The sequence below is a fragment of the Georgenia sp. H159 genome, from assembly GCF_035607575.1.
GTDB lineage: Bacteria > Actinomycetota > Actinomycetes > Actinomycetales > Actinomycetaceae > Oceanitalea.
The window spans coordinates 714,668-733,594 of sequence record NZ_JAYDZY010000001.1 but is presented as its reverse complement, the minus strand read 5'-3'; the positions used below and the strand labels follow the sequence as shown (position 1 = coordinate 733,594).

The window sequence follows — 18,927 nt, the reverse complement described above, 5'->3', positions numbered from 1 at the left end:
CACGACACGAGAAGTGAGGCGGTATGACCGACAACATCTTGGAGATGCGCTCCATCACCAAGACGTTCCCCGGCGTCAAGGCCCTGCAGGACGTGACGCTCGAGGTACGCCGCGGTGAGATCCACGCGATCTGCGGGGAGAACGGCGCCGGCAAGTCGACGCTCATGAAGGTGCTCTCGGGTGTCTACCCGCACGGCACCTACGAGGGTGAGATCCACTACGACGGCGCAGAGGTACGGTTCGGGTCCATCAACGACTCCGAGGCGCACGGCATCGTCATCATCCACCAGGAGCTGGCGCTGGTCCCGGACCTGTCCGTCGCCGAGAACATCTTCCTCGGCAACGAGACGCGCGGGAAGTCGGGGCTGGTCAACTGGAACGAGACCAACTCTCGCGCCGCCGAGCTGCTCGCCCGGGTGGGCCTGTCCGAGAACCCGACGACGCACGTCGGCCAGCTCGGCGTCGGCAAGCAGCAGCTGGTGGAGATCGCCAAGGCGCTGTCCAAGGACGTGCGGCTGCTCATCCTCGACGAGCCGACGGCGGCGCTGAACGACACCGACTCCGAGCACCTGCTCGGGCTGCTGCGTCAGCTCAACGAGCACGGCATCACCTGCATCATGATCTCCCACAAGCTCAACGAGATCGCCGACATCGCCGACCGCACGACGGTCATCCGCGACGGGCGGACGATCGAGACGCTCGACATGAGCACCCCGGAGGCCACGCAGGACCGGATCATCCGGAGCATGGTCGGCCGCGACCTGGAGCACCGCTACCCCGAGCGCACGCCGGACATCGGCGAAGAGGTGCTGCGGGTCGAGGACTGGACGGTCCACCACCCCACCCAGAACCGCGCCGTCGTCGACAACGCGTCCTTCAACGTGCGTGCCGGTGAGGTCGTCGGCATCGCGGGGCTCATGGGAGCCGGCCGCACCGAGCTCGCGATGAGCCTCTTCGGTCGCAGCTACGGCCGGGACATCTCCGGCCGGGTCTTCCTGCACGGCAAGGAGATCCGCATGCGCTCGGTGAGCGAGGCCATCGACCACGGCGTCGCCTACGTGAGCGAGGACCGCAAGCGCTTCGGCCTCAACCTCATCGAGAACGTGCGCCGGAACATCTCCGCCGCCGGGCTGCGTCGGCTCGCCCGCGGCGGCTGGGTCAACGCCAACGAGGAACTCAAGGTCGCGGAGGAGTACCGCACCAGCCTCAACATCAAGACCCCGACCGTCCTGGCCACCGTCGGCAACCTCTCCGGCGGGAACCAGCAGAAGGTCGCGCTGTCCAAGTGGCTCTACACCGAGCCCGAGGTGCTCATCCTCGACGAGCCGACCCGTGGCATCGACGTCGGCGCCAAGTTCGAGATCTACACCCTCATCAACCGCATGGTCGCGGCCGGTAAAGCGGTCATCGTCATCTCCTCCGAGCTGCCCGAGCTGCTCGGTATCTGCGACCGCATCTACACCCTGGCGTTCGGCCGCATCACCGGCCAGCTCCCCGTGGAGCGCGCCACCCAGGAGGAGCTCATGGCTCTCATGACCATGGAGAAGGAACTCACGAAATGACCGGCATCGGCAACATCCGGGAGCTCATGTCGCGGAACATGCGACAGAGCGGCATCCTCATCGCCCTGGTGGCGCTCGTGGTGATGTTCTCGTTCATGCACCCGAACTTCCTCAGTCCGGGCAACCTGACGAACATCGTCCTGCAGTACTCCTACATCCTCATCCTCGCGATCGGGATGGTCATCGTCATCATCGGCGGGCACATCGACCTGTCGGTCGGCTCGGTGGTCGCCCTCACCGGCGCGGTCGCCGCGGTGCTCGTGGTCAAGGAAGGCCAGCCGTGGTGGGTCGGCGTGCTGGCGGCGACGGCCGTCGGCCTCCTCGTCGGCGTGTGGCAGGGCTTCTGGGTCGCGTTCATCGGGATCCCCGCCTTCATCGTCACCCTGGCGGGCATGCTGCTCTTCCGCGGCCTGACCTACCAGGTGCTCGACAACGTCTCCCTGTCCCCCTTCGGCGGCACGTACTACCAGATCGCCAACGGGTTCCAGAACGGTCTGCTCGGCGGGTACGGCTACGACGCGCTCACCCTCATCGTGTTCGGGCTGGCCGTGGCCGGCTTCGCCTTCGTCCAGGTGCGCAACCGCCGCGCGGCCCTGCGCTACAAGCAGGCCGTCGAGGCCTTCCCGCTGTTCATCCTCAAGATCGTGGTGATCGGCGCCGTGGTCATGTGGTTCGGCTACCAGCTGGCCATCGAGCGTGGTCTGCCGAACGTCCTCATCCTGCTGGCGATCCTCATCATCATCTACACGGTGGTCACCCAGCGTTCGGTGTTCGGTCGCCACGTGTACGCGATCGGCGGCAACCTCCCGGCCGCACAGCTCTCGGGCGTCAAGGTCAAGCGGGTCAACTTCATGATCTTCGTCAACATGGGGCTGCTCTCCGCGATCGCCGGCATCGTCTACTCCTCGCGCATGAACAGCGCCCAGCCGGCGGCGGGCAACATGTTCGAGCTGGACGCGATCGCCGCCTGCTTCATCGGTGGCGCCGCCGTCACCGGTGGTGTGGGGCGCGTGACGGGCGCGATGGTCGGCGCGCTGATCATGGCGGTCATGACCAACGGCATGCAGCTCATGGGCGTGTCGACGTCGACCCAGCAGATCGTCAAGGGGCTCGTGCTGCTCCTCGCGGTCGCCTTCGACGTCTACAACAAGCGTCGCGCCGGGGCGCGCTGACGCCTCGCGAGAGAGCACCGCACGCTGAGGGGCCGGCCCGCACGGGCCGGCCCCTCACTGCGTCGCCGGCAATGTCCACCGTCCCGACCACGACGTTGTTGTGAGCGGTAACATCGACGCAGCGGAACGACCCGTACGCACGAGACCATTGGAGATCCCTGTGACTGGCTCAGCAGCCTCGAGTGCCGGCTCCCCCGGCAGCACCGACGACGGCGCCCGCGACGCCATCCTCGCCGGCCGCACCTCGCTGGGCATCGAGCTCGGCTCGACCCGCATCAAGGCCTGCCTCGTCGGCCCCGACCCGACGACGGTGCTCGCGGTGGGCTCCCACGAGTGGGAGAACGAGTTCGTCGACCGGACATGGACCTACTCCCTGGAGTCCGTCTGGGCGGGACTGCAGGAGGCCTACGCGGACCTGGTGGCCGACGTCGAGCGCCGCCACGGCGTCCAGCTCACCACCGTCGGCGCCCTGGGCGTCTCGGCGATGATGCACGGCTACCTCGCGTTCGACGCCGACGGCGAACAGCTCGTCCCCTTCCGCACGTGGCGCAACACCTCCACCGGTCCCGCCGCCGCCGAGCTGTCCGAGCTCTTCGGGGTCAACATCCCGCTGCGGTGGTCCGTCGCCCACCTGTACCAGGCGGTGCTCGACGACGAGCCGCACGTCCCGCAGATCGGCTTCGTCACCACCCTGGCGGGCTACGTCCACTGGCGGCTCACCGGCCGCACGGTGCTCGGTGTCGGCGACGCCTCGGGCATGTTCCCCATCGACTCGGCCACGGGCGGGTACGACGCCCGCATGCTCGACCAGTTCGACGCCCTCGTCGCCGACCGGACCGCAGGCCTCAAGGTCGCCGACCTCCTCCCCGAGGTCCTCGCCGCCGGGCAGCCGGCCGGCGAGCTCACCGCCGAGGGAGCCGCCCTGCTCGACCCGTCCGGCGCGCTGCAGCCCGGCGCGCCGCTGTGCCCGCCCGAGGGCGACGCCGGCACCGGCATGGTCGCCACCAACTCCGTGGCCCCACGGACGGGCAACGTCAGCGCGGGCACGAGCATCTTCGCCATGGTCGTCCTCGAGGGTCCGCTCCAGCAGCGCCACCACGAGCTCGACCTCGTCACCACCCCCGCCGGCGCCCCTGTGGCGATGGTCCACTGCAACAACGGCGCGAGCGAGTTCGCCGCCTGGGCCGGTCTGTTCGCCCGCTTCGCCGAGGCCGCGGGCACACCGGTGGACCCCGACACCGTCTTCGCGACGCTCCTGCGCGAGGGGCTCGACGGCGAGGCCGACGCCGGTGGGCTGCTCGCCTACAACTACCTCGCCGGGGAGCCGATCGGTGGTCTCACCGAGGGTCGCCCCCTCGTCGTGCGCACGCCCGACAGCCGTCTCACCCTGGCCAACTTCGTCCGCGCGCAGGTCTACGGCGTCTTCGGCACGCTCAGCCTGGGCATGCGGGTGCTCGACGGCGAGGGCGTGCGCATCGACCGGATGCTCGCCCACGGCGGCATGTTCCGCACCGCGGGAGTCGCCCAGCGCTTCCTCGCCGGGGCCCTGGGCGCGCCGGTGGCCGTCGGCGAGACGGCCTCCGAGGGCGGGGCGTGGGGCATCGCGGTGCTCGCCTCCTACCTCTCCGCAGCGGCGGAGACCGACCTGGGCGGCTACCTCGACGAGCACGTCTTCGCCGGTGCCGAGTTCCACACGGTCGACCCCGACCCCCAGGACGTCGCCGGCTACACGACCTTCCTCGAGCGCTACCGCGCCGGCCTCTCCGCCGTGGCAGCCGCCGTCGAGGCGCTCTGAGCGCAGCCCGCGCGGAGGAGGCGGGCCCACCCGGGGCCGGCCTCCTCCTCGTTCACCTCCTGCGCCGCACGGAGATGGCGCGCTGGAGGATGACGAAGCCGAGGAGCACGACCCCGATGAACACCCGGGTCCACCACGAGTCGAGCCCCTCGCGGGCGATGAGCACCTGGATCAGGCCGTAGACCAGCACTCCCACCCCGGTGCCCAGAACGAAGCCCACGCCCCCGGACAGGAGCGTGCCGCCGATGACGACGGCCGCGATCGCGTCGAGCTCCATGCCGATCCCGGTGAGGTTGAACCCGGAGCGGGTGTAGAAGGCGAAGAGGATCCCGGCGATGCCCGCGCAGGTGCCGCTGATGACGTACACGAGGATGCGCGTGCGCTCCCCCCGCAGCCCCATGAGGCGGACCGCGGACCCGTCGTCGCCGCTGCCCAGGCCGTAGACGGTGCGGCCGAAACGGGTGTAGTGCAGCAGGTAGAACGCCACGAGGAGGACGGCCGCGGCGATGAGCATGCTCGAGTTGATCCGCCAGATCCCGCTGCCCTCCCCGAACTGCAGGCCCCAGGAGGCGAGCGCCGCGAAGCCCGGGTCGTCGATCGCCAGGGACTGGACGCTGACGACGTTGGCGAGCCCGCGGGCCAGGAACATCACGGCGAGGGAGGCGATGAAGGGTTGGATGTCGAACACCTGGACCATGACGCCGATGAGCAGGCCGCACAGGGTGCCGATGAGCACGCCGACCGCCAGCACGACGGGCAGCGGCACCCCGGCGATGAACAGCTGCGCCACCGTCAGACCGACGAGCGCGACCACGGCCCCCACCGAGAGGTCGATGCCGCCGGTGAGGATGACGAAGGTCATCCCGACGGCCAGCACCAGCAGGTAGGAGTTGTCGACCAGCAGGTTGGAGATGAGCCGCATGGACACGAAGCTCGCGGCGTCGGTGCTGTACCGCGCCTGGCCGACCCCCAGCATGACCACCAGCGTGGCGACCGTGCCCACCACCGGGAGGAATCGCCGGTCCAGCCTGCCGAGGCGCGTGCGCAGCCCGCGGCCCCTGTTCTCGGCCGCGGGAGGGGTGCCTGCCCGGCCGGCCTTCACCGTGCGCACGGTGTCCGTCTGCTGTCTCACGCTGCCACCTTCGTCTCGGTGTGGACGTCTGCCCGGGCCCGCCGCAGCTGCACCCGCTCGCGCAGGATCGGCGACGCCGCGACGGTGACGGCGATGAGCACGAGCGCCTTGAACAGCGGCGTCGTCTCGGAGGGCAGCTGGAAGATGATGACGGCCCGCTCGATGGTGCTGAGGATCAGCGCACCGACGACGACGCCGCCGAGGTAGAAGCGGCCCCCGGAGAGCTTGGTGCCGCCGAGGACGACGACCATGATCGCGTCGAGCTCGCGCATGAGGCCGATGTTGTTGGCGTCCGCGGCCATCGTCGGTGCGCCGTAGACGATGCCCGCGAGGCCGGCGAGGAGCCCGGCGATGACGTAGACGAGCCACGTCGTGCTCCGGGCCTTCACGCCGGAGAGGCGGGAGGCCTCCCCGTTGATGCCGATGGACTCGAGGAACATCCCGAGCGCGGTCCGCCGGACCACCAGGCTGAGGACGACGAACACGGCCAGGGCGATGACCACCGGGGTGGGGATCCCCAGCACGAACCCCGCCCCGATGGCCTTGAACGGCGGGCTGGTCACCGTGGTGATCTGTCCCTGGGTGATGAGCATGGCGATGCCCCGCCCGGCGACCATGAGGATGAGCGTGGCGATGAACGGTTGGATCCCCAGCACGGTGACGAGGAAGCCGTTGAAGACACCGACGAGCATCCCGACGAACAGCCCGAGGGCCACGGCCGTGAGCGCGGTCGCCGCGCCGGGGTCCGCAGCGCCGTCGATGTACTCGAGCGAGACGGCCAGGGAGATCGCCATGACGGCGCCGACGGACAGGTCGATGCCGCCGGTGGCGATGACCAGGCACATGCCCAGGGCGAGCAGGAGGGGCGTCGCGCTGTTGCGCGCGATGTCGACCAGCTGGCCGAACAGGTGCCCGTCGCGGACGGTGACGTCGAGGAAGCCGGGGCTGCGCAGCCCGCAGGCGATGACGAGGAGGACGAGGGCCACGACGGGCCAGAACATGCCGTGGCTGGAGATGTCGCGGAGCAGGTTGCGCCCCGCCGGTCGGCCGGTGGACGCGGTCATGACTCCTGCGCTCCGCTCGCGATGGTCTCGAGGATGGACCCGGGGGTGACGTCGTCGTCGTTGTCGACCTCGGCGATCATGCGGCGGTCGCGCAGCACCAGGATCCGCTCGCTGAGGCGCACGACCTCCTCGAGCTCGGAGGAGATGAACACGACGGACATGCCGTCCCGGGAGAGGTCGGCGACGAGCTTCTGGATCTCGGCCTTGGCACCGATGTCGATGCCGCGTGTCGGCTCGTCGAGGACGAGCAGCCGGGGCGCGGTGGCGAGCCAGCGCGCGAGCAGCACCTTCTGCTGGTTGCCGCCGGAGAGGTTCCTGATGAGGGCGTTCGGGTTGGGCGGGTTGATGTCGAGCGCCGCGATGTACTTGGCGACGATCGCGTCCAGCTCCTTGCGTGGGATCGGCCGCCAGGTGCCGCGGCCCGCCTGGAGCGCAAGGGCGATGTTCTCCCGCACCGTGAGGTCGCCGACGATCCCCTCCTTCTTCCGGTCCTCGGTGGAGAAGGCGATGTCGTGGCTGAGCGCCACCCGCGGTGAGCTGAGGCGCACCGACTTCCCGTCGATCTCGACGGTTCCCGTGTCGGCACGGTCGACGCCGGCGAGGAGCCGCCCGGCCTCGGTGCGTCCCGAGCCGAGCAGCCCGGCCATCCCGACGATCTCGCCCTCGTGCAGCTCCAGGTCGAACGGCTCGACGGAGCCCTCCTTGCCCAGGCCGACGGCGCGGAACAGGGGCGTCCCCCCGCCGACGTCGCGGGCGGCCACCTGGCGCGCCTCCTGCTCGATGCTCGCGAAGTCGTCGCTCGCGCGCCCGATCATCTCCGAGATCAGGGTGAGGCGGGGAAGGTCCGCGGTGCGGTGCTCCCCGACGAGGCGGCCGTTGCGCAGCACGGTCATCCGGTCGGAGATCTCGTAGACCTGCTCGAGGAAGTGGGAGACGAACAGCACCGCCACCCCGCTGTCGCGCAGCTGGCGGATCACCCGGAAGAGCTCGGCGACCTCGGCCTTGTCGAGGCTGGACGTCGGCTCGTCGAGGATGAGCACCTTGGCGTCCACGACGATCGCCCGCGCGATGGCGCACAGCTGCTGCACGGCGATGGTGTGGGACGCGAGCGGCGACCGGGGGTCGACGTCGAGTCGCAGCTGCGCCAGGTGCCGGGCCGCCTCCCGGTGGGTGGCCCGCCAGTTGATGAAGGGCCCGGTCCGCACCTCGTTCCCGAGCATGACGTTCTCACCGACGGTGAGGTTGGAGCAGAGGTTGACCTCCTGGTACACGGTGCTGATCCCGGCCGCCTTCGCGGCACCGGGGTCGCTGAAACGCTGCTCGCGCCCGGCGACGACGACGCGGCCCGAGTCGACGCCGTAGACACCGGTCAGTGCCTTGATGAGGGTGGACTTCCCGGCGCCGTTCTCCCCCATGAGGGCGTGGACCTCGCCCGGGAAGAGCCGGAAGTCGACGTCGTCGAGGGCCTTGACGCCGGGGAACGTGATGGTGATCCCCGTCATCTCCACGACCGGGGTGGGTGCCGCGCTGGCGGGGTGGGACATCGCCCGACCTTCCCTGTGAGTGCGAGTGGCTGACGTGGCCCGCCGCCGGGTGGCGGCGGGCCTCCGACCGGCGCCGGGACGACTGCCCGGCGCCGGCCGCCGTCAGTACGGCCGCTCGTCCACGAACTCCTGGGTGATGGACTGGTCGAAGGCGCTCTCCTCGACGAAGGTCTGCTCGGGGACCTCCTCGCCGGCGTCCACCTTGGTGATGAGCTCGGCGAGCTGGTCGCCGAACACCGGGTTGCACTCGACGACGAAGTTGAACTTGCCGTCGACGAGGGCCTGGAGCCCGTCCTTGACGGCGTCGACGGTGACGATGGTGATGTCCTCGCCGGGGGTCATGCCGGCGGCCTCGATGGCCTCGATCGCGCCGAGCCCCATGTCGTCGTTGTGGGAGAAGATGAGGTCCATGTCCGGGTAGGCCTGCAGCGCGGCCTCGACGGCCGTGCGCCCCTCGGCGCGGGTGAAGTTGCCGCTCGCCTCGCCGATGACCTGGTCACCGACGATCTCGCGGAAGCCCTCCTGGCGGTCGACCTGGGCCCCGGAGCCCATGGTGCCCTGGAGCTCGAAGATCTGGGCGTCGGGGTGGTTCTCGGCCACCCACTCCCCCGCGGTGACACCCTCGGCGCGGAAGTCCGAGCCGATCCAGGTGACGAAGGGGTCCTCGACGGTCGTCTCGACCGTGCGGTCCACCAGCACGACGGGGATGCCCGCGTCCTTGATCTCCTGGAGCACCTGGTCCCAGCCGGTCTCGATGACCGGTGAGAAGGCGATGACGTCCATGTCCTGGGAGACGAAGTCGCGCAGGGCCCGGATCTGGTTCTCCTGTCGCTGCTGCGCGTCGACGAAGGTGAGGTCGATCCCGTTCTCCTCGCTCAGGCTCTCCTGGACCGACTCGGTGTTGGCCGTGCGCCACCCGCTCTCGGCTCCCAGCTGGGAGAACCCGACGCGGACGAGCTCGCCCCCGCCGCCTCCCCCGTCGGTGCTCGTCCCGCCACCGGCGTCGTCGCCGCCGCCACCGTCGCCGCCACCGCAGCCGGCGAGTGCCAGCATCGATGCGGCTGCCAGTGCTGCCGCCGCCCGAAGGCGTGTGCTTCTCCTGCTCACCATGTCTCCTCCTCGAGAGCATCGACCTCGATGCGTGTCACATCCACGTGCCCAAACTGTGTTAGCGCTCTCATTGTGGGCGCTAACATGAGTCCGGTCAAGGGGTTTCGTGAGGTGGGTCACGTCGGTGCGGATCGTGGACCGGCGCGCGCCACGGCACCCGCGACCAGCACCGAACCCGCTCCCGACCAGCAGGGGGAGACCCGTGAACGACCCCGTGGCCCCACGCCGGCAGCCCGTCATGGCGGACGTCGCGGCGCGTGCCGGCGTGTCCCACCAGACCGTCTCCCGCGTCCTCAACTCGCCGATGCTCGTCCGCCCGGAGACGCGCGACCGGGTGCTCAGGTCGATCGCCGAGCTGGGGTACCGGCGCAACATGTCCGCACGGGCGCTGGCGACCAACCGCAGCCAGCTCATCGGGGTGGTCACCCCCGGCGTCACGCTCTTCGGGCCGAGCCACGCGACGGCGGCCATCCAGAGTGCCGCCCGGGCCGCCGGCTACGCGAGCGTGACGGCCGCGATCGAGGATGCGACGGCGAGCCCGCACGACGTCCTCAACTTCTTCCTCGACCTCGGCGTCGACGGCATCATCGTCGTCGCGCCGACGGTCGAGACCGCCGACGCCGCACTCGGCCTGGCGGGGTCGCTGCCCGTCGTCATGATCGCCGCCGCCCTGCCCGCGCCGGGGCCGCTGCACCTGGTGACGATCGACCACCACCAGGGAGCCCGCGACGCCACCGCGCACCTCATCGGCCTCGGCCACGAGCACATCGCGCACGTCGCCGGGCCGGCCAACTGGTTCGACGCACGCGCGCGGGTCGAGGGATGGCGCGCCGAGCTCCTCGACGCCGGGCTCCGCGTCCCGGACATCGTCACCGGGGGCTGGGACGCCAGCCAGGGCTACTCGGCCGGGAGACGTCTGCTCGCCCGGCACGAGGTCCCGACGGCCGTCTTCGCCGCCAACGACCACCTGGCGCTGGGCCTCATGCGGGCCTTCGCCGAGGCGAGAGCACGCATACCGGACGACATCGCCGTCGTCGGGTACGACGACGTCGCGGGCTCCGACTTCTACGGGCCGCCGCTGACGACGGTCCGGCAGCCCTTCGCGGCCGTCGGGACCCACGCGATCGAGACGCTCGTGGCGGTGCTCGCCGGGGAGGACCCGGCGCCGACGTCGAGCAGGCCGGAGCTGGTGGTGCGCGCATCCTCCGGCCCGCACGTCCCGCGGTGAGAGCCGCGGGACGAGCCGGGGCCGCCCGCCTGGGCGGCCCCGTCTCGTTCGCGCGGGACGCTACAGCCCCTGCGCGATGCGGTAGTAGGCCTGGTTGAGGCGCAGCTCGTCGCGGAAGGCCCGCGTGGTCGTCGTCTCGTCGATGATCGCGAGCTCGACACCGGCGATGGTGGCGAGGTCGTCGAAGGCCTCGATGCCCAGGGCGGTCGACATGACGGTGTGGTGGGCGCCCCCGGCGGTGAGCCAGCACTCCGCGGACGTCTCGAGCGAGGGCCGCGGCTCCCACACCGCGCACGCGACGGGCAGGTTGGGCAGCGGCTCGTCCGGGTCGACGACGTCGACGACGTTGGCCGTGAGCCGGAACCGCTCGCGCATGTCGGCCAGCGAGACGACGACGGCGGGCCCCGGGTCGGCCGTGAACTTCAGCCGGACCGGGTCCTCGCGGTCCCCGATCCCCAGCGGGTGGATCTCCAGGGAGGGCTTGTCCTGCGTGAGGGTCGGGCACACCTCGAGCATGTGGGCGCCGAGGATCTTCTCCCGGCCCGGGGTGAGCTCGTAGGTGTAGTCCTCCATGAGCGAGGCGCCGCCGGGCAGGCCGTAGCCCATGACCTTGGCCACGCGCACGAGGATCGCGGTCTTCCAGTCGCCCTCGGCGCCGAAGCCGTAGCCGTCGGCCATCAGCCGCTGGACGGCCAGGCCGGGCAGCTGGCGCAGCCCGCCGAGGTCCTGGAAGTTCGTCGTGAAGGCGGTGAACCCACCCTCGTCCAGGAAGGCGCGCAGGGCGAGCTCCTGGCGGGCCCCGTAGCGCAGGGACTCACGCCGCTCGCCGTCGGGCCCGAGCTCGGGGACGACGGCGTACAGGGAGTCGTACTCGGCGACGACCGCGTCGATCGCCGACTCCTCGACGGCCGCGACCCGCTCGACGAGGTCGTTGACGCCCCACGTGTTGATCGAGACGCCGAGGGCGATCTCGGCCTCGGTCTTGTCGCCCTCGGTGACGGCGACGTCGCGCATGTTGTCCCCGAAGCGGGCCACCTTCATGTGCTGCAGCGCGTCCCAGCCGGCGGCGGCGCGGGCCCAGGTCCCGATGCGCTCACGCACCGGCTCGTGGCTCGCGTGCCCGACGACGGTCTTGCGGGCCACGCCCATGCGGGTGGCGAGGTAGGCGAACTCGCGGTCCCCGTGCGCCGCCTGGTTGAGGTTCATGAAGTCCATGTCGATCGTGGACCACGGCAGCGCGAGGTTGGCCTGCGTGTGCAGGTGGAGCATCGGCTTGTCCAGCGCGTCCAGGCCGACGATCCACATCTTGGCCGGGGAGAAGGTGTGCATCCAGGCGATGACGCCGAGGCAGCTCGGGTCGGCGTTGACCGCGCGTGCCGCGTCCCGGATGGCGTCGCGGTCCTTCATCGTGCCCTTGAGCACGACCCGGACGGGGATCTGGGACCCCTCGTTGAGCTGCGCCACGATCTGCGCCGACTGCCCGGCGACCTGGGCCAGGGTGTCCTCGCCGTAGAGGTCCTGGCTCCCGGTGAGGAACCAGATCTCCTTGCCCTCGAAGGGGTTGTGCATGCTAGCTCTCCTCGTTGTCGCGCTGGCCGTAGACGTTCTGGTACCGGTCGTAGAGGTGGTCGATGTCGCCCTGGTCGATGGGGATCGGCGTGCCGAGCTGGCGCGCCAGGTGCATCGTGCGGGCGACCTCCTCGACCATGACGGCGGACTTCACCGCGGCCCTGGCGTCCCGGCCGACCGTGAAGGGTCCGTGGTTCTGCATGAGGACGGCCGAGGAGCGCGAGCTGCGCAGGGTCTCGACGATGCCGCGGCCGATGGAGTCGTCACCGATGAGCGCGAAGGGGCCGATGGGGATGGGGCCGCCGAACTCGTCGGCCATCATCGTCAGCGTGCACGGCACCGGCTCACCGACGGCCGCCCAGGCGGTGGCGTAGGGCGAGTGGGTGTGCACCACTCCCCCGATCTCCGGCATGTGGCGGTAGACGTAGGCGTGCGCGGCGGTGTCGGAGGACGGCTGCAGGTGCGCGGCGGTCCCGTCGTCGATCTTCGTCCCGTCGAGCTCGCACACGACCATGACGTCGGCGGAGAGCTCGTCGTAGGAGACGCCCGAGGGCTTGATGACCATGAGGTCGGTGCCGGGGACCCGCTGGGAGATGTTGCCCGCGGTCCACACCACCAGTCCGTTGCGCGGCAGCTCGGCGTGGAGGTCGGACACGACGGCCCGCGCCGCCGCCACCGCCTGCTGCTGCTCGACCGTGAGGTCGGCGAGTGCCCTCATCGCGCGACCTCCCCGATGCCACCGGACTGCGCTGCTCGTGTCATCTCTCCGCATCCTCCTCGATTCCGTCCCGTCATGTTATCGCTAACATCGCCCGCTTGGCCACCGTGTCGCGCGGTGCGTCGCGCGCCACGGCGACCGGGCCGCCGGAGTCAGGCCTCGGGCATCCACACGCGCATCGTCGACGGCCCGCGGTTACCCCAGCGGTGGTAGGCGACCAGCGGCACGAGTTGCGGGGTCGGTCCGGCCGGCGCCGGCGAGCAGCCGGGAGGCCGGTCAGCCGTGCCGGCTGGCCGTGCGCACCTCGTCCCTGGAGGACCTGAGCGCGCAACGCGGCACGACGTATGTGACGGAGGCGGCACAATGGGCCGCGACGACGACGAAGGAGAAGTCACCGGTGGGCAACGACGCGCGGAGCACGGCGAGACGATCGCCGGTCATGGCAGACGTCGCCGCGCGCGCCGGCGTCTCCCACCAGACGGTCTCGCGCGTCCTCAACTCACCGGCGCTCGTGCGCCCCTCGACCCGCGAGCGGGTGGAGGAGGCGATCGCCGCGCTGGGCTACCGGCGCAACATGTCGGCCCGCGCGCTGGCCACCAACCGCACGCACCTCATCGGGGTGGTGACACCGGCGGTCACGCTCTTCGGCCCGAGCCACACGGCACTGGCCATCCAGGAGGCGGCCCGCGGCTTCGGCTACGCCACCATCAGCGCCGCGACGGAGACGGCGAGCACGAGCCCGACGGAGGTCCTCGACTTCTTCCTCACCCTCGGGGTCGAGGGCATCATCGTCGTCGCCCCCACGATCCAGACCGCCGACGAGGCGCACCGCCTGGCCGGGACGCTGCCGGTGGTCGCGATCGCCACCGACATGCCCGACCCGGGGCCGCTCCGCGTCGTCGCGATCGACAACGAGCAGGGCGGGCGCGACGCCACCCGGCACCTCATCGACCTGGGGCACGAGCGCATCGCGCACATCGCCGGCCCGTCGGACTGGTTCGACGCCCGGGCACGCGTCGAGGGCTGGCGCTCCGAGCTCGAGGCGGCCGGTCTCCCGGTGCCGGAGGTGCTGAACGGGGGCTGGGAGGGCACCGACGGCTACGCGGCCGCCCAGCAGATCCTCGCCCAGCCGGAGCGGCCCACCGCCGTCTTCGCGGCGAACGACTACGTCGCCCTCGGGGCGATGCGTGCCTTCCACCAGGCGGGCCTGCGCATCCCCGACGACGTCGCGATCGTGGGCTACGACGACGTGGCGGGCTGTGAGTTCTACGAGCCGCCCCTGACCACCGTGCGGCAACCGTTCGCGGACCTCGGCCGGCACGCCATCGACACGCTGCTGTCAGTGCTCGACGGCCACGCCGTCGGCACCGAGCCCAGCAGGCCCGAGCTCGTCGTCCGAGAGTCCTCCGGCGCCCGACCCGCCCGGGGCAACTGAGAAGGAGCCACCCATGTCCGTCGTGAAGATCAACGCCATCACGGTGCCCGAGGGCGCCGGGACCGAGCTCGAGGCGCGCTTCGCCGCGCGCAAGCACGCCGTCGACTCCGCCCCGGGGTTCGAGGGCTTCCAGCTGCTGCGCCCCGTGGCGGGCGAGAGCCGCTACTTCGTGGTCACGACCTGGGCCAGCGAGCAGGACTTCCAGTCCTGGCGCGACTCCCAGCAGTTCGCGCACGGCCACGCGACCGGCCGCCACGCGGACGACCGCCCGGTCGCAACGGGCACCGCCCTCCTCGAGTTCGAAGTCGTCACCCTCCCCTGACGCCACCCCCCTTCCTCCCGCCGACAGCGGAGTTGTTGCACCCGCTCCACGTGACGGCGGCCCGACCCCCTCCCTCGCCGAGAGCGGAGTTGTTTCACCCGCCACGGTTGACGGCCGCGCGCCCCCTCCCTTCGCGCCGACAGCGGAGTTGTTGCACCTACCGGACGTAACGGCGGCCCGACCCGCCTCCCTCTCGCCGACAGCGGGGTTGTTCGCACCCCACCGCACACAACGGCACCCCAAACCCCTCACGTGGCCGCCGGCAGCCGGATTGCCTGCACTGCGGATTGCCGCGTTGACATCGCCCAGCCATCGCCCTACCTTTAACGACATTCGTTGTTATCGACTATCGTAAAGGTGTGCTCTCATGGGTACGACGCAGGCACCGTCAGCCATCCGTTGCTTCCTCGATGCGTCCGACCGCGCCGGTCTGTGGATCGTGGGGGTGGGCGCCGCACTGGTCGCGTTGACACACACCGTGAGCATGGTCATCAGCGCTCAGCGGATCTTCGGACATGACCCGCTGGCGGTGGAGGGAATTCCGTTCAGTGACGACTCGGTACCGGAGTTCACCGAGCACCTCCCCGCGATCACCGAGGCCCGCTACGAGGCCGTCACCGCCGTCGTCGAGGGGGTGCCGTCGGCGGCACGGTGGCTGCTCTGGGGCGCGGAGGCGACCGGCTCGCTCGCCGCGATCGGGGTCTGCCTGGCGCTGATCTGGCTGTGCGTGCGGGTCGCGCGGCAACGGCCCTTCGGCCGCTCGGCGACCGTGGCGCTGCTGATCACCGCGGCCCTGGTGATGGTCGGCGGGGTGCTGCCGCAGATGCTCGCCGCCATGGGGCGGGCTGAGGTCGTGGACCATCTCGGCGTCGCCGAGATGGTCGCCGAGCAGGGGCGGGGCATGGTCATGTCTTTCTCCCTCGAGCTCAGCCTGGCACCGATCGGGATCGGGCTGGCACTGGGCGTCGTCGCCGCCGCGTTCGAGATCGGCGAGCGCCTCCAGCGCGACACCCAGGGCCTCGTCTGATGGCTCGCATCAAGGAGGACGACGACGCCCCCACCGGCGTCCACTGCCGCCTCGACGAGCTCCTCGCCGAGCGCGGCATGACGCTCACCCGGCTGAGCGAGCTGGTCGGGGTGAGCATCGTCAACCTCTCGGTGCTCAAGAACGACCGCGCCCGCGCGATCCGGTTCTCCACGCTCACCGCGATCTGTGAGGCGCTCGACTGCGAGATCGGTGACCTCCTCGTGCGAGCCGGCCGGGGCGACGCGCGCCCCGGCCCGGGGCGGTAACTCAGGCTCCGATCCAGCGTGCGAAGTACCGCTCAGCGTGGCTGTCGCGGCGCCGGCGCCGCAGCCGCCTGCGGGGCGTCCGGTGACCGGGCAGGGCCGGGGCTCGCGACTCGTACAGGTGGCCGGTTGGCGTGATGGTCTGCACGACGTGCCGACCCGGCGCCAACTCGCCCGCAGGACCAGCGCGAGCGGCACTTCCCAGCGCTCTCGCAGACCACCCAGGCGCCTGCTTGGCGTAGTTGCAAGCCTCGCAGTACCCCTCGAGGTTTCCTTCGACCGTCTGACCGCCCTCCGCATGGGGAACGACGTGGTCGACGTGCCGGATCGGCGCGTCGCACCACTGGGTGCGACAGATCTGGTCGCGGGTGGTGATGTAACGCGCCAGCGCAGCCGGTGCGGTGCGGCGCCGCGACTCCATCGCGACCAGCTGACCCGTCGTCGGATGGGTGAACAGGCGCCGAGCCCAGACCCTCACGCAGCCGTCGGCCGCGGAGGCGCTGAGCCTTCGGGCGACGAGCTCGCGTGCCCATTGCGCCGGGACGGTCCCGTACCCCTGGACGTGCGCCGGTTCGCCGTCGCCGCTGAGTAGAGTCCGGTCGGTCATGACGATCTGGAGCTCGACCGGCACGTCGTCCGCGGCGGCTTGACCGGTGACCCGCTCGACCAGGGTGTCGGCCATGACCTGGCCCCGGCCGCGCGGATCCCCGAGGGCGCGGGCCGTGTCTGCCACCTTCTGCAGCGCAGCCAGTACCGCCACTCCCTGGGCCATCGGCAGCAGACCGGTGAGGTAGCTCATCGTGTCCGGTGCCGGGCGAAGGCTCACGCACCGCTCGGACTCTGCCCTACGGGCGCGCCGCACAAGGGCTGCGCCGTCGAGCCGGTAAGCAACCTGCTTCGCGCGCGCCACCAGAGCCCTGTCTCCGAGGCCCTCGAGGGTGCGAGGGTCCGCGGCCATCTCTGCGTCGAACGCCGCCCGGTCCGCCACCGACAGGCACGCAGACTCCCGCACCAGCAAGGTCGCCCGCCACTCGCTGAGCGTTCCAGCCTGCAGCGCCCGGTACGTGTGCGGCATCTCGACGACGAGCGCCTTCGCCAGCCCGAGGAGCCGCCCACCGCGATGAGGCGACTCGCGCCGGGCGAGTGCAACCTGGGCGCCGATGCCCTGACCGCGCCGCTCGAGCGGCACACCGGCCGTGGCCTGCTCCTGGCGCTGCGAGGCGTCGAGGTCCACCGCGACCTGAGCCTGCGCTGCGCACGCCGCGGACTTGAGCTCCTCGAGCAGCCGCAGCTGGTCGATGCGGTCGGCGTCCGCGACGTCCCGGCTCAGGTCTGCCAGTGCGGTGCGCCAGGCAGCCAGGTCGGTCGCAGTGACCACCGCGACGTCACCGCCTGGCACCCTCTGCGCCCCTGCCCCGTCCATGTGATTCACGTTACAAGCGACCACTGACATTGGCCGAGGACCGCGGAACGCGCCCGCGGGGCACGAGCTGACGACCCGGCACAGACGACGCACGACCCAAGGGTCGCCGATCGGCCAGGTCAGCCCGACAGCAGCGCCGGGACCGCCTGCACACCGGTCGCGACGGCGACTCCGAGCAGCAGCAGCGCGAAGAGCAGGGCGAGGGTCTGCGGCCGGGCCCGGCTGGAGAACCGGCCGCCGAGCAGCCCGCCGGCCATCGAGGTGACGGCGAAGGCCGCCACCACCACCCAGTCGACCTCGAAGCTCTGCCCGATGCGGCCGAGCAGGCCGAGCGCGGTGTTGACGACGATGACGAGCAGCGAGGTCCCGAGGGCAACCCGCATGCTCACCCGCATGACGAGCAGCAGCGCGGGCACGACGACGAACCCGCCGCCGACGCCGAAAAACCCGGTGAGGAGCCCGACCACCGTGGCCGCCGAGACGGTGAGCAGTGCGTGGGGATCCGGCCCGACGGCGGCACCGGAGCGTCGTCGTCCGCGTCACCATTCCCGGCACTCGAGCGGCGCGCGATGAAGGACCGGCGCAGCATGACCGCGGCGACGACGAGCAGCAGGGCGGCGAGGAGCGCCATGAGAAGCTCGGGGTCGACGAGAGCGGCGAGGCGCGCACCGCCGATCGCGCCGACAGCGCCGAGGAGGCCGAAGGTCAGTCCCTGCCCCCAGTGGACGTTGCCGCCCCGCGCGTGCGGGATGAGCGAGACGAGCGACGTCGCCCCGACGATGACGAGCGACGCCGTCGCCGCCGAGTGTGGCGCCATACCGAGCACGTACACGAGGATCGGCAGGCTGAGGATCCCACCGCCGGCACCGAGCGTGCCGACGACGACGCCGACCATGACGCCGACGGCGGCGGCCAGGGCGATGGTCACAGTGAGGTGGTCACCCGGTCAGACCGGACGGTCAGGACTTGTTCTTCGCGGCTGCCTTGGCAGCGCGCTTGGTCTCGCGGACCTGGAGCAGGGTGTCCTCGTCGACGACGTCGGCAATCGAGCGGCGCGCGCCTTCCTCGCCGTAGCTCCCGGTGGCCTCCCGCCAACCCGGTGCCTCGAGGCCGCACTGCTTGCCGAGTAGGGCGAGGAAGATCTTGGCCTTCTGCTCCCCGAAGCCAGGCAGCTTCTTGAGACGGCGCAGGATCTCCGCACCGTCGGGCTCGCCGTCGGTCCAGATGCGGGAGGCCTCGCCGTCGTAGTCCTCGACGATGGCGGCGCTCAGCGCGACGATGCGCTTGGCCATGGAGCCCGGGTAGCGGTGGACGGCCGGGGTCTGGCGCATGACGTCGGTGAGATCGTCGGGGTCCATGGCGGCCAGCTTGGCGGCGTCGAAGCCGCCGAGACGCTCGTCCAGCTTGTGCGGGCCGGCGAAGGCGGTCTCCATGGCGATCTGCTGGTCGAGCAGCATGCCGATGAGCAGCGCGAGCGGGTCGGTGGACAGCAGACGGTCGGCGGCCTCGTCACCCGTGAAGTGCAGCTGATGGTCCATGCTCCGATCCTCTCACTCGCCGCCC

At 71.0% G+C, this 18,927-nt stretch carries 19 protein-coding genes; 8 read left to right on the top strand and 11 right to left on the bottom strand.

What is annotated here, in order from left to right; genetic code table 11:
• Positions 1–23: 23 nt before the first annotated feature.
• The 3 genes from mmsA to VR894_RS03405 all read left to right on the top strand — a co-directional run bounded on the left by mmsA (position 24) and on the right by VR894_RS03405 (position 4,529).
• Positions 24–1,562 (top strand): multiple monosaccharide ABC transporter ATP-binding protein, encoded by a 1,539-nt coding sequence (mmsA, locus tag VR894_RS03415; protein WP_324649902.1) that lies wholly within the window; start codon positions 24–26, stop codon positions 1,560–1,562.
• Positions 1,559–2,734: a multiple monosaccharide ABC transporter permease gene (gene mmsB, locus VR894_RS03410; RefSeq protein ID WP_324649901.1), complete on the top strand. Its 1,176-nt coding sequence runs from the start codon at positions 1,559–1,561 to the stop codon at positions 2,732–2,734. Before mmsA ends, mmsB begins: the two co-directional genes overlap by 4 nt.
• Before the next feature lie 160 nt (positions 2,735–2,894).
• Positions 2,895–4,529, top strand: a complete 1,635-nt coding sequence (locus tag VR894_RS03405) for a xylulokinase (RefSeq protein WP_324649900.1) — start codon at positions 2,895–2,897, stop codon at positions 4,527–4,529.
• Between the two features lie 52 nt (positions 4,530–4,581).
• On the opposite strand, the gene VR894_RS03400 is transcribed toward VR894_RS03405, so the two are convergent.
• The 4 genes from VR894_RS03400 to VR894_RS03385 all read right to left on the bottom strand — a co-directional run bounded on the left by VR894_RS03400 (position 4,582) and on the right by VR894_RS03385 (position 9,379).
• Complete coding sequence (locus tag VR894_RS03400) at positions 4,582–5,661, bottom strand: ABC transporter permease subunit (protein WP_324649898.1); 1,080 nt, start codon at positions 5,659–5,661, stop codon at positions 4,582–4,584.
• Positions 5,658–6,725, bottom strand: coding sequence for an ABC transporter permease (locus VR894_RS03395; RefSeq protein WP_324649897.1), 1,068 nt, complete (start codon positions 6,723–6,725; stop codon positions 5,658–5,660). Before VR894_RS03395 ends, VR894_RS03400 begins: the two co-directional genes overlap by 4 nt.
• Entirely contained in the window at positions 6,722–8,269 is a 1,548-nt protein-coding gene (locus VR894_RS03390) for a sugar ABC transporter ATP-binding protein (protein WP_324649896.1), read from the bottom strand. The genes VR894_RS03395 and VR894_RS03390 overlap by 4 nt, the downstream gene beginning before the upstream one ends.
• Before the next feature lie 102 nt (positions 8,270–8,371).
• Positions 8,372–9,379 carry an ABC transporter substrate-binding protein gene (locus VR894_RS03385; RefSeq protein WP_324649895.1) on the bottom strand — a complete coding sequence of 336 codons (1,008 nt, stop codon included), beginning with the start codon at positions 9,377–9,379 and terminating at the stop codon, positions 8,372–8,374.
• Positions 9,380–9,581: 202 nt separating this feature from the next.
• Between VR894_RS03385 and VR894_RS03380 the strand changes: the two genes are divergently transcribed.
• Positions 9,582–10,607 (top strand): LacI family DNA-binding transcriptional regulator, encoded by a 1,026-nt coding sequence (locus VR894_RS03380; protein ID WP_324649894.1) that lies wholly within the window; start codon positions 9,582–9,584, stop codon positions 10,605–10,607.
• A gap of 60 nt (positions 10,608–10,667) precedes the next feature.
• Here VR894_RS03380 and araA read toward each other — a convergent pair whose 3' ends face one another.
• The 3 genes from araA to VR894_RS19085 form a co-directional block, all read right to left on the bottom strand.
• The gene (araA, locus tag VR894_RS03375; RefSeq protein ID WP_324649893.1) at positions 10,668–12,176 is read right to left on the bottom strand and encodes an L-arabinose isomerase; all 1,509 of its coding nucleotides are present in this window, start codon (positions 12,174–12,176) and stop codon (positions 10,668–10,670) included.
• A gap of 1 nt (position 12,177) precedes the next feature.
• Positions 12,178–12,894: an L-ribulose-5-phosphate 4-epimerase gene (locus VR894_RS03370; RefSeq protein ID WP_324649892.1), complete on the bottom strand. Its 717-nt coding sequence runs from the start codon at positions 12,892–12,894 to the stop codon at positions 12,178–12,180.
• A gap of 152 nt (positions 12,895–13,046) precedes the next feature.
• Positions 13,047–13,121, bottom strand: a complete 75-nt coding sequence (locus tag VR894_RS19085) for a hypothetical protein (protein ID WP_416380804.1) — start codon at positions 13,119–13,121, stop codon at positions 13,047–13,049.
• A 212-nt stretch (positions 13,122–13,333) separates the two neighbouring features.
• Between VR894_RS19085 and VR894_RS03365 the strand changes: the two genes are divergently transcribed.
• The 4 genes from VR894_RS03365 (at position 13,334) to VR894_RS03350 (ending at position 15,944) form a co-directional block, all read left to right on the top strand.
• Positions 13,334–14,329, top strand: a complete 996-nt coding sequence (locus tag VR894_RS03365) for a LacI family DNA-binding transcriptional regulator (RefSeq protein WP_324649891.1) — start codon at positions 13,334–13,336, stop codon at positions 14,327–14,329.
• A gap of 13 nt (positions 14,330–14,342) precedes the next feature.
• Entirely contained in the window at positions 14,343–14,651 is a 309-nt protein-coding gene (locus VR894_RS03360) for an antibiotic biosynthesis monooxygenase (RefSeq protein WP_324649890.1), read from the top strand.
• Between the two features lie 367 nt (positions 14,652–15,018).
• Positions 15,019–15,678: a hypothetical protein gene (locus VR894_RS03355; RefSeq protein WP_324649889.1), complete on the top strand. Its 660-nt coding sequence runs from the start codon at positions 15,019–15,021 to the stop codon at positions 15,676–15,678.
• The gene (locus VR894_RS03350) at positions 15,678–15,944 is read left to right on the top strand and encodes a helix-turn-helix transcriptional regulator (protein WP_324649888.1); all 267 of its coding nucleotides are present in this window, start codon (positions 15,678–15,680) and stop codon (positions 15,942–15,944) included. Before VR894_RS03355 ends, VR894_RS03350 begins: the two co-directional genes overlap by 1 nt.
• A gap of 1 nt (position 15,945) precedes the next feature.
• On the opposite strand, the gene VR894_RS03345 is transcribed toward VR894_RS03350, so the two are convergent.
• The 4 genes from VR894_RS03345 to VR894_RS03330 form a co-directional block, all read right to left on the bottom strand.
• Positions 15,946–17,364 (bottom strand): HNH endonuclease, encoded by a 1,419-nt coding sequence (locus tag VR894_RS03345; RefSeq protein ID WP_324649887.1) that lies wholly within the window; start codon positions 17,362–17,364, stop codon positions 15,946–15,948.
• A 119-nt stretch (positions 17,365–17,483) separates the two neighbouring features.
• On the bottom strand, positions 17,484–17,831 hold the full coding sequence (locus VR894_RS03340) for a TSUP family transporter (RefSeq protein WP_324649886.1): 348 nt from the start codon (positions 17,829–17,831) through the stop codon (positions 17,484–17,486).
• A complete protein-coding gene (locus tag VR894_RS03335; protein WP_324649885.1) occupies positions 17,750–18,292 on the bottom strand; it encodes a sulfite exporter TauE/SafE family protein in 543 nt (180 codons plus the stop codon). The genes VR894_RS03340 and VR894_RS03335 overlap by 82 nt, the downstream gene beginning before the upstream one ends.
• A gap of 31 nt (positions 18,293–18,323) precedes the next feature.
• On the bottom strand, positions 18,324–18,902 hold the full coding sequence (locus VR894_RS03330; protein ID WP_324649884.1) for an HhH-GPD-type base excision DNA repair protein: 579 nt from the start codon (positions 18,900–18,902) through the stop codon (positions 18,324–18,326).
• Positions 18,903–18,927 lie beyond the last annotated feature (25 nt).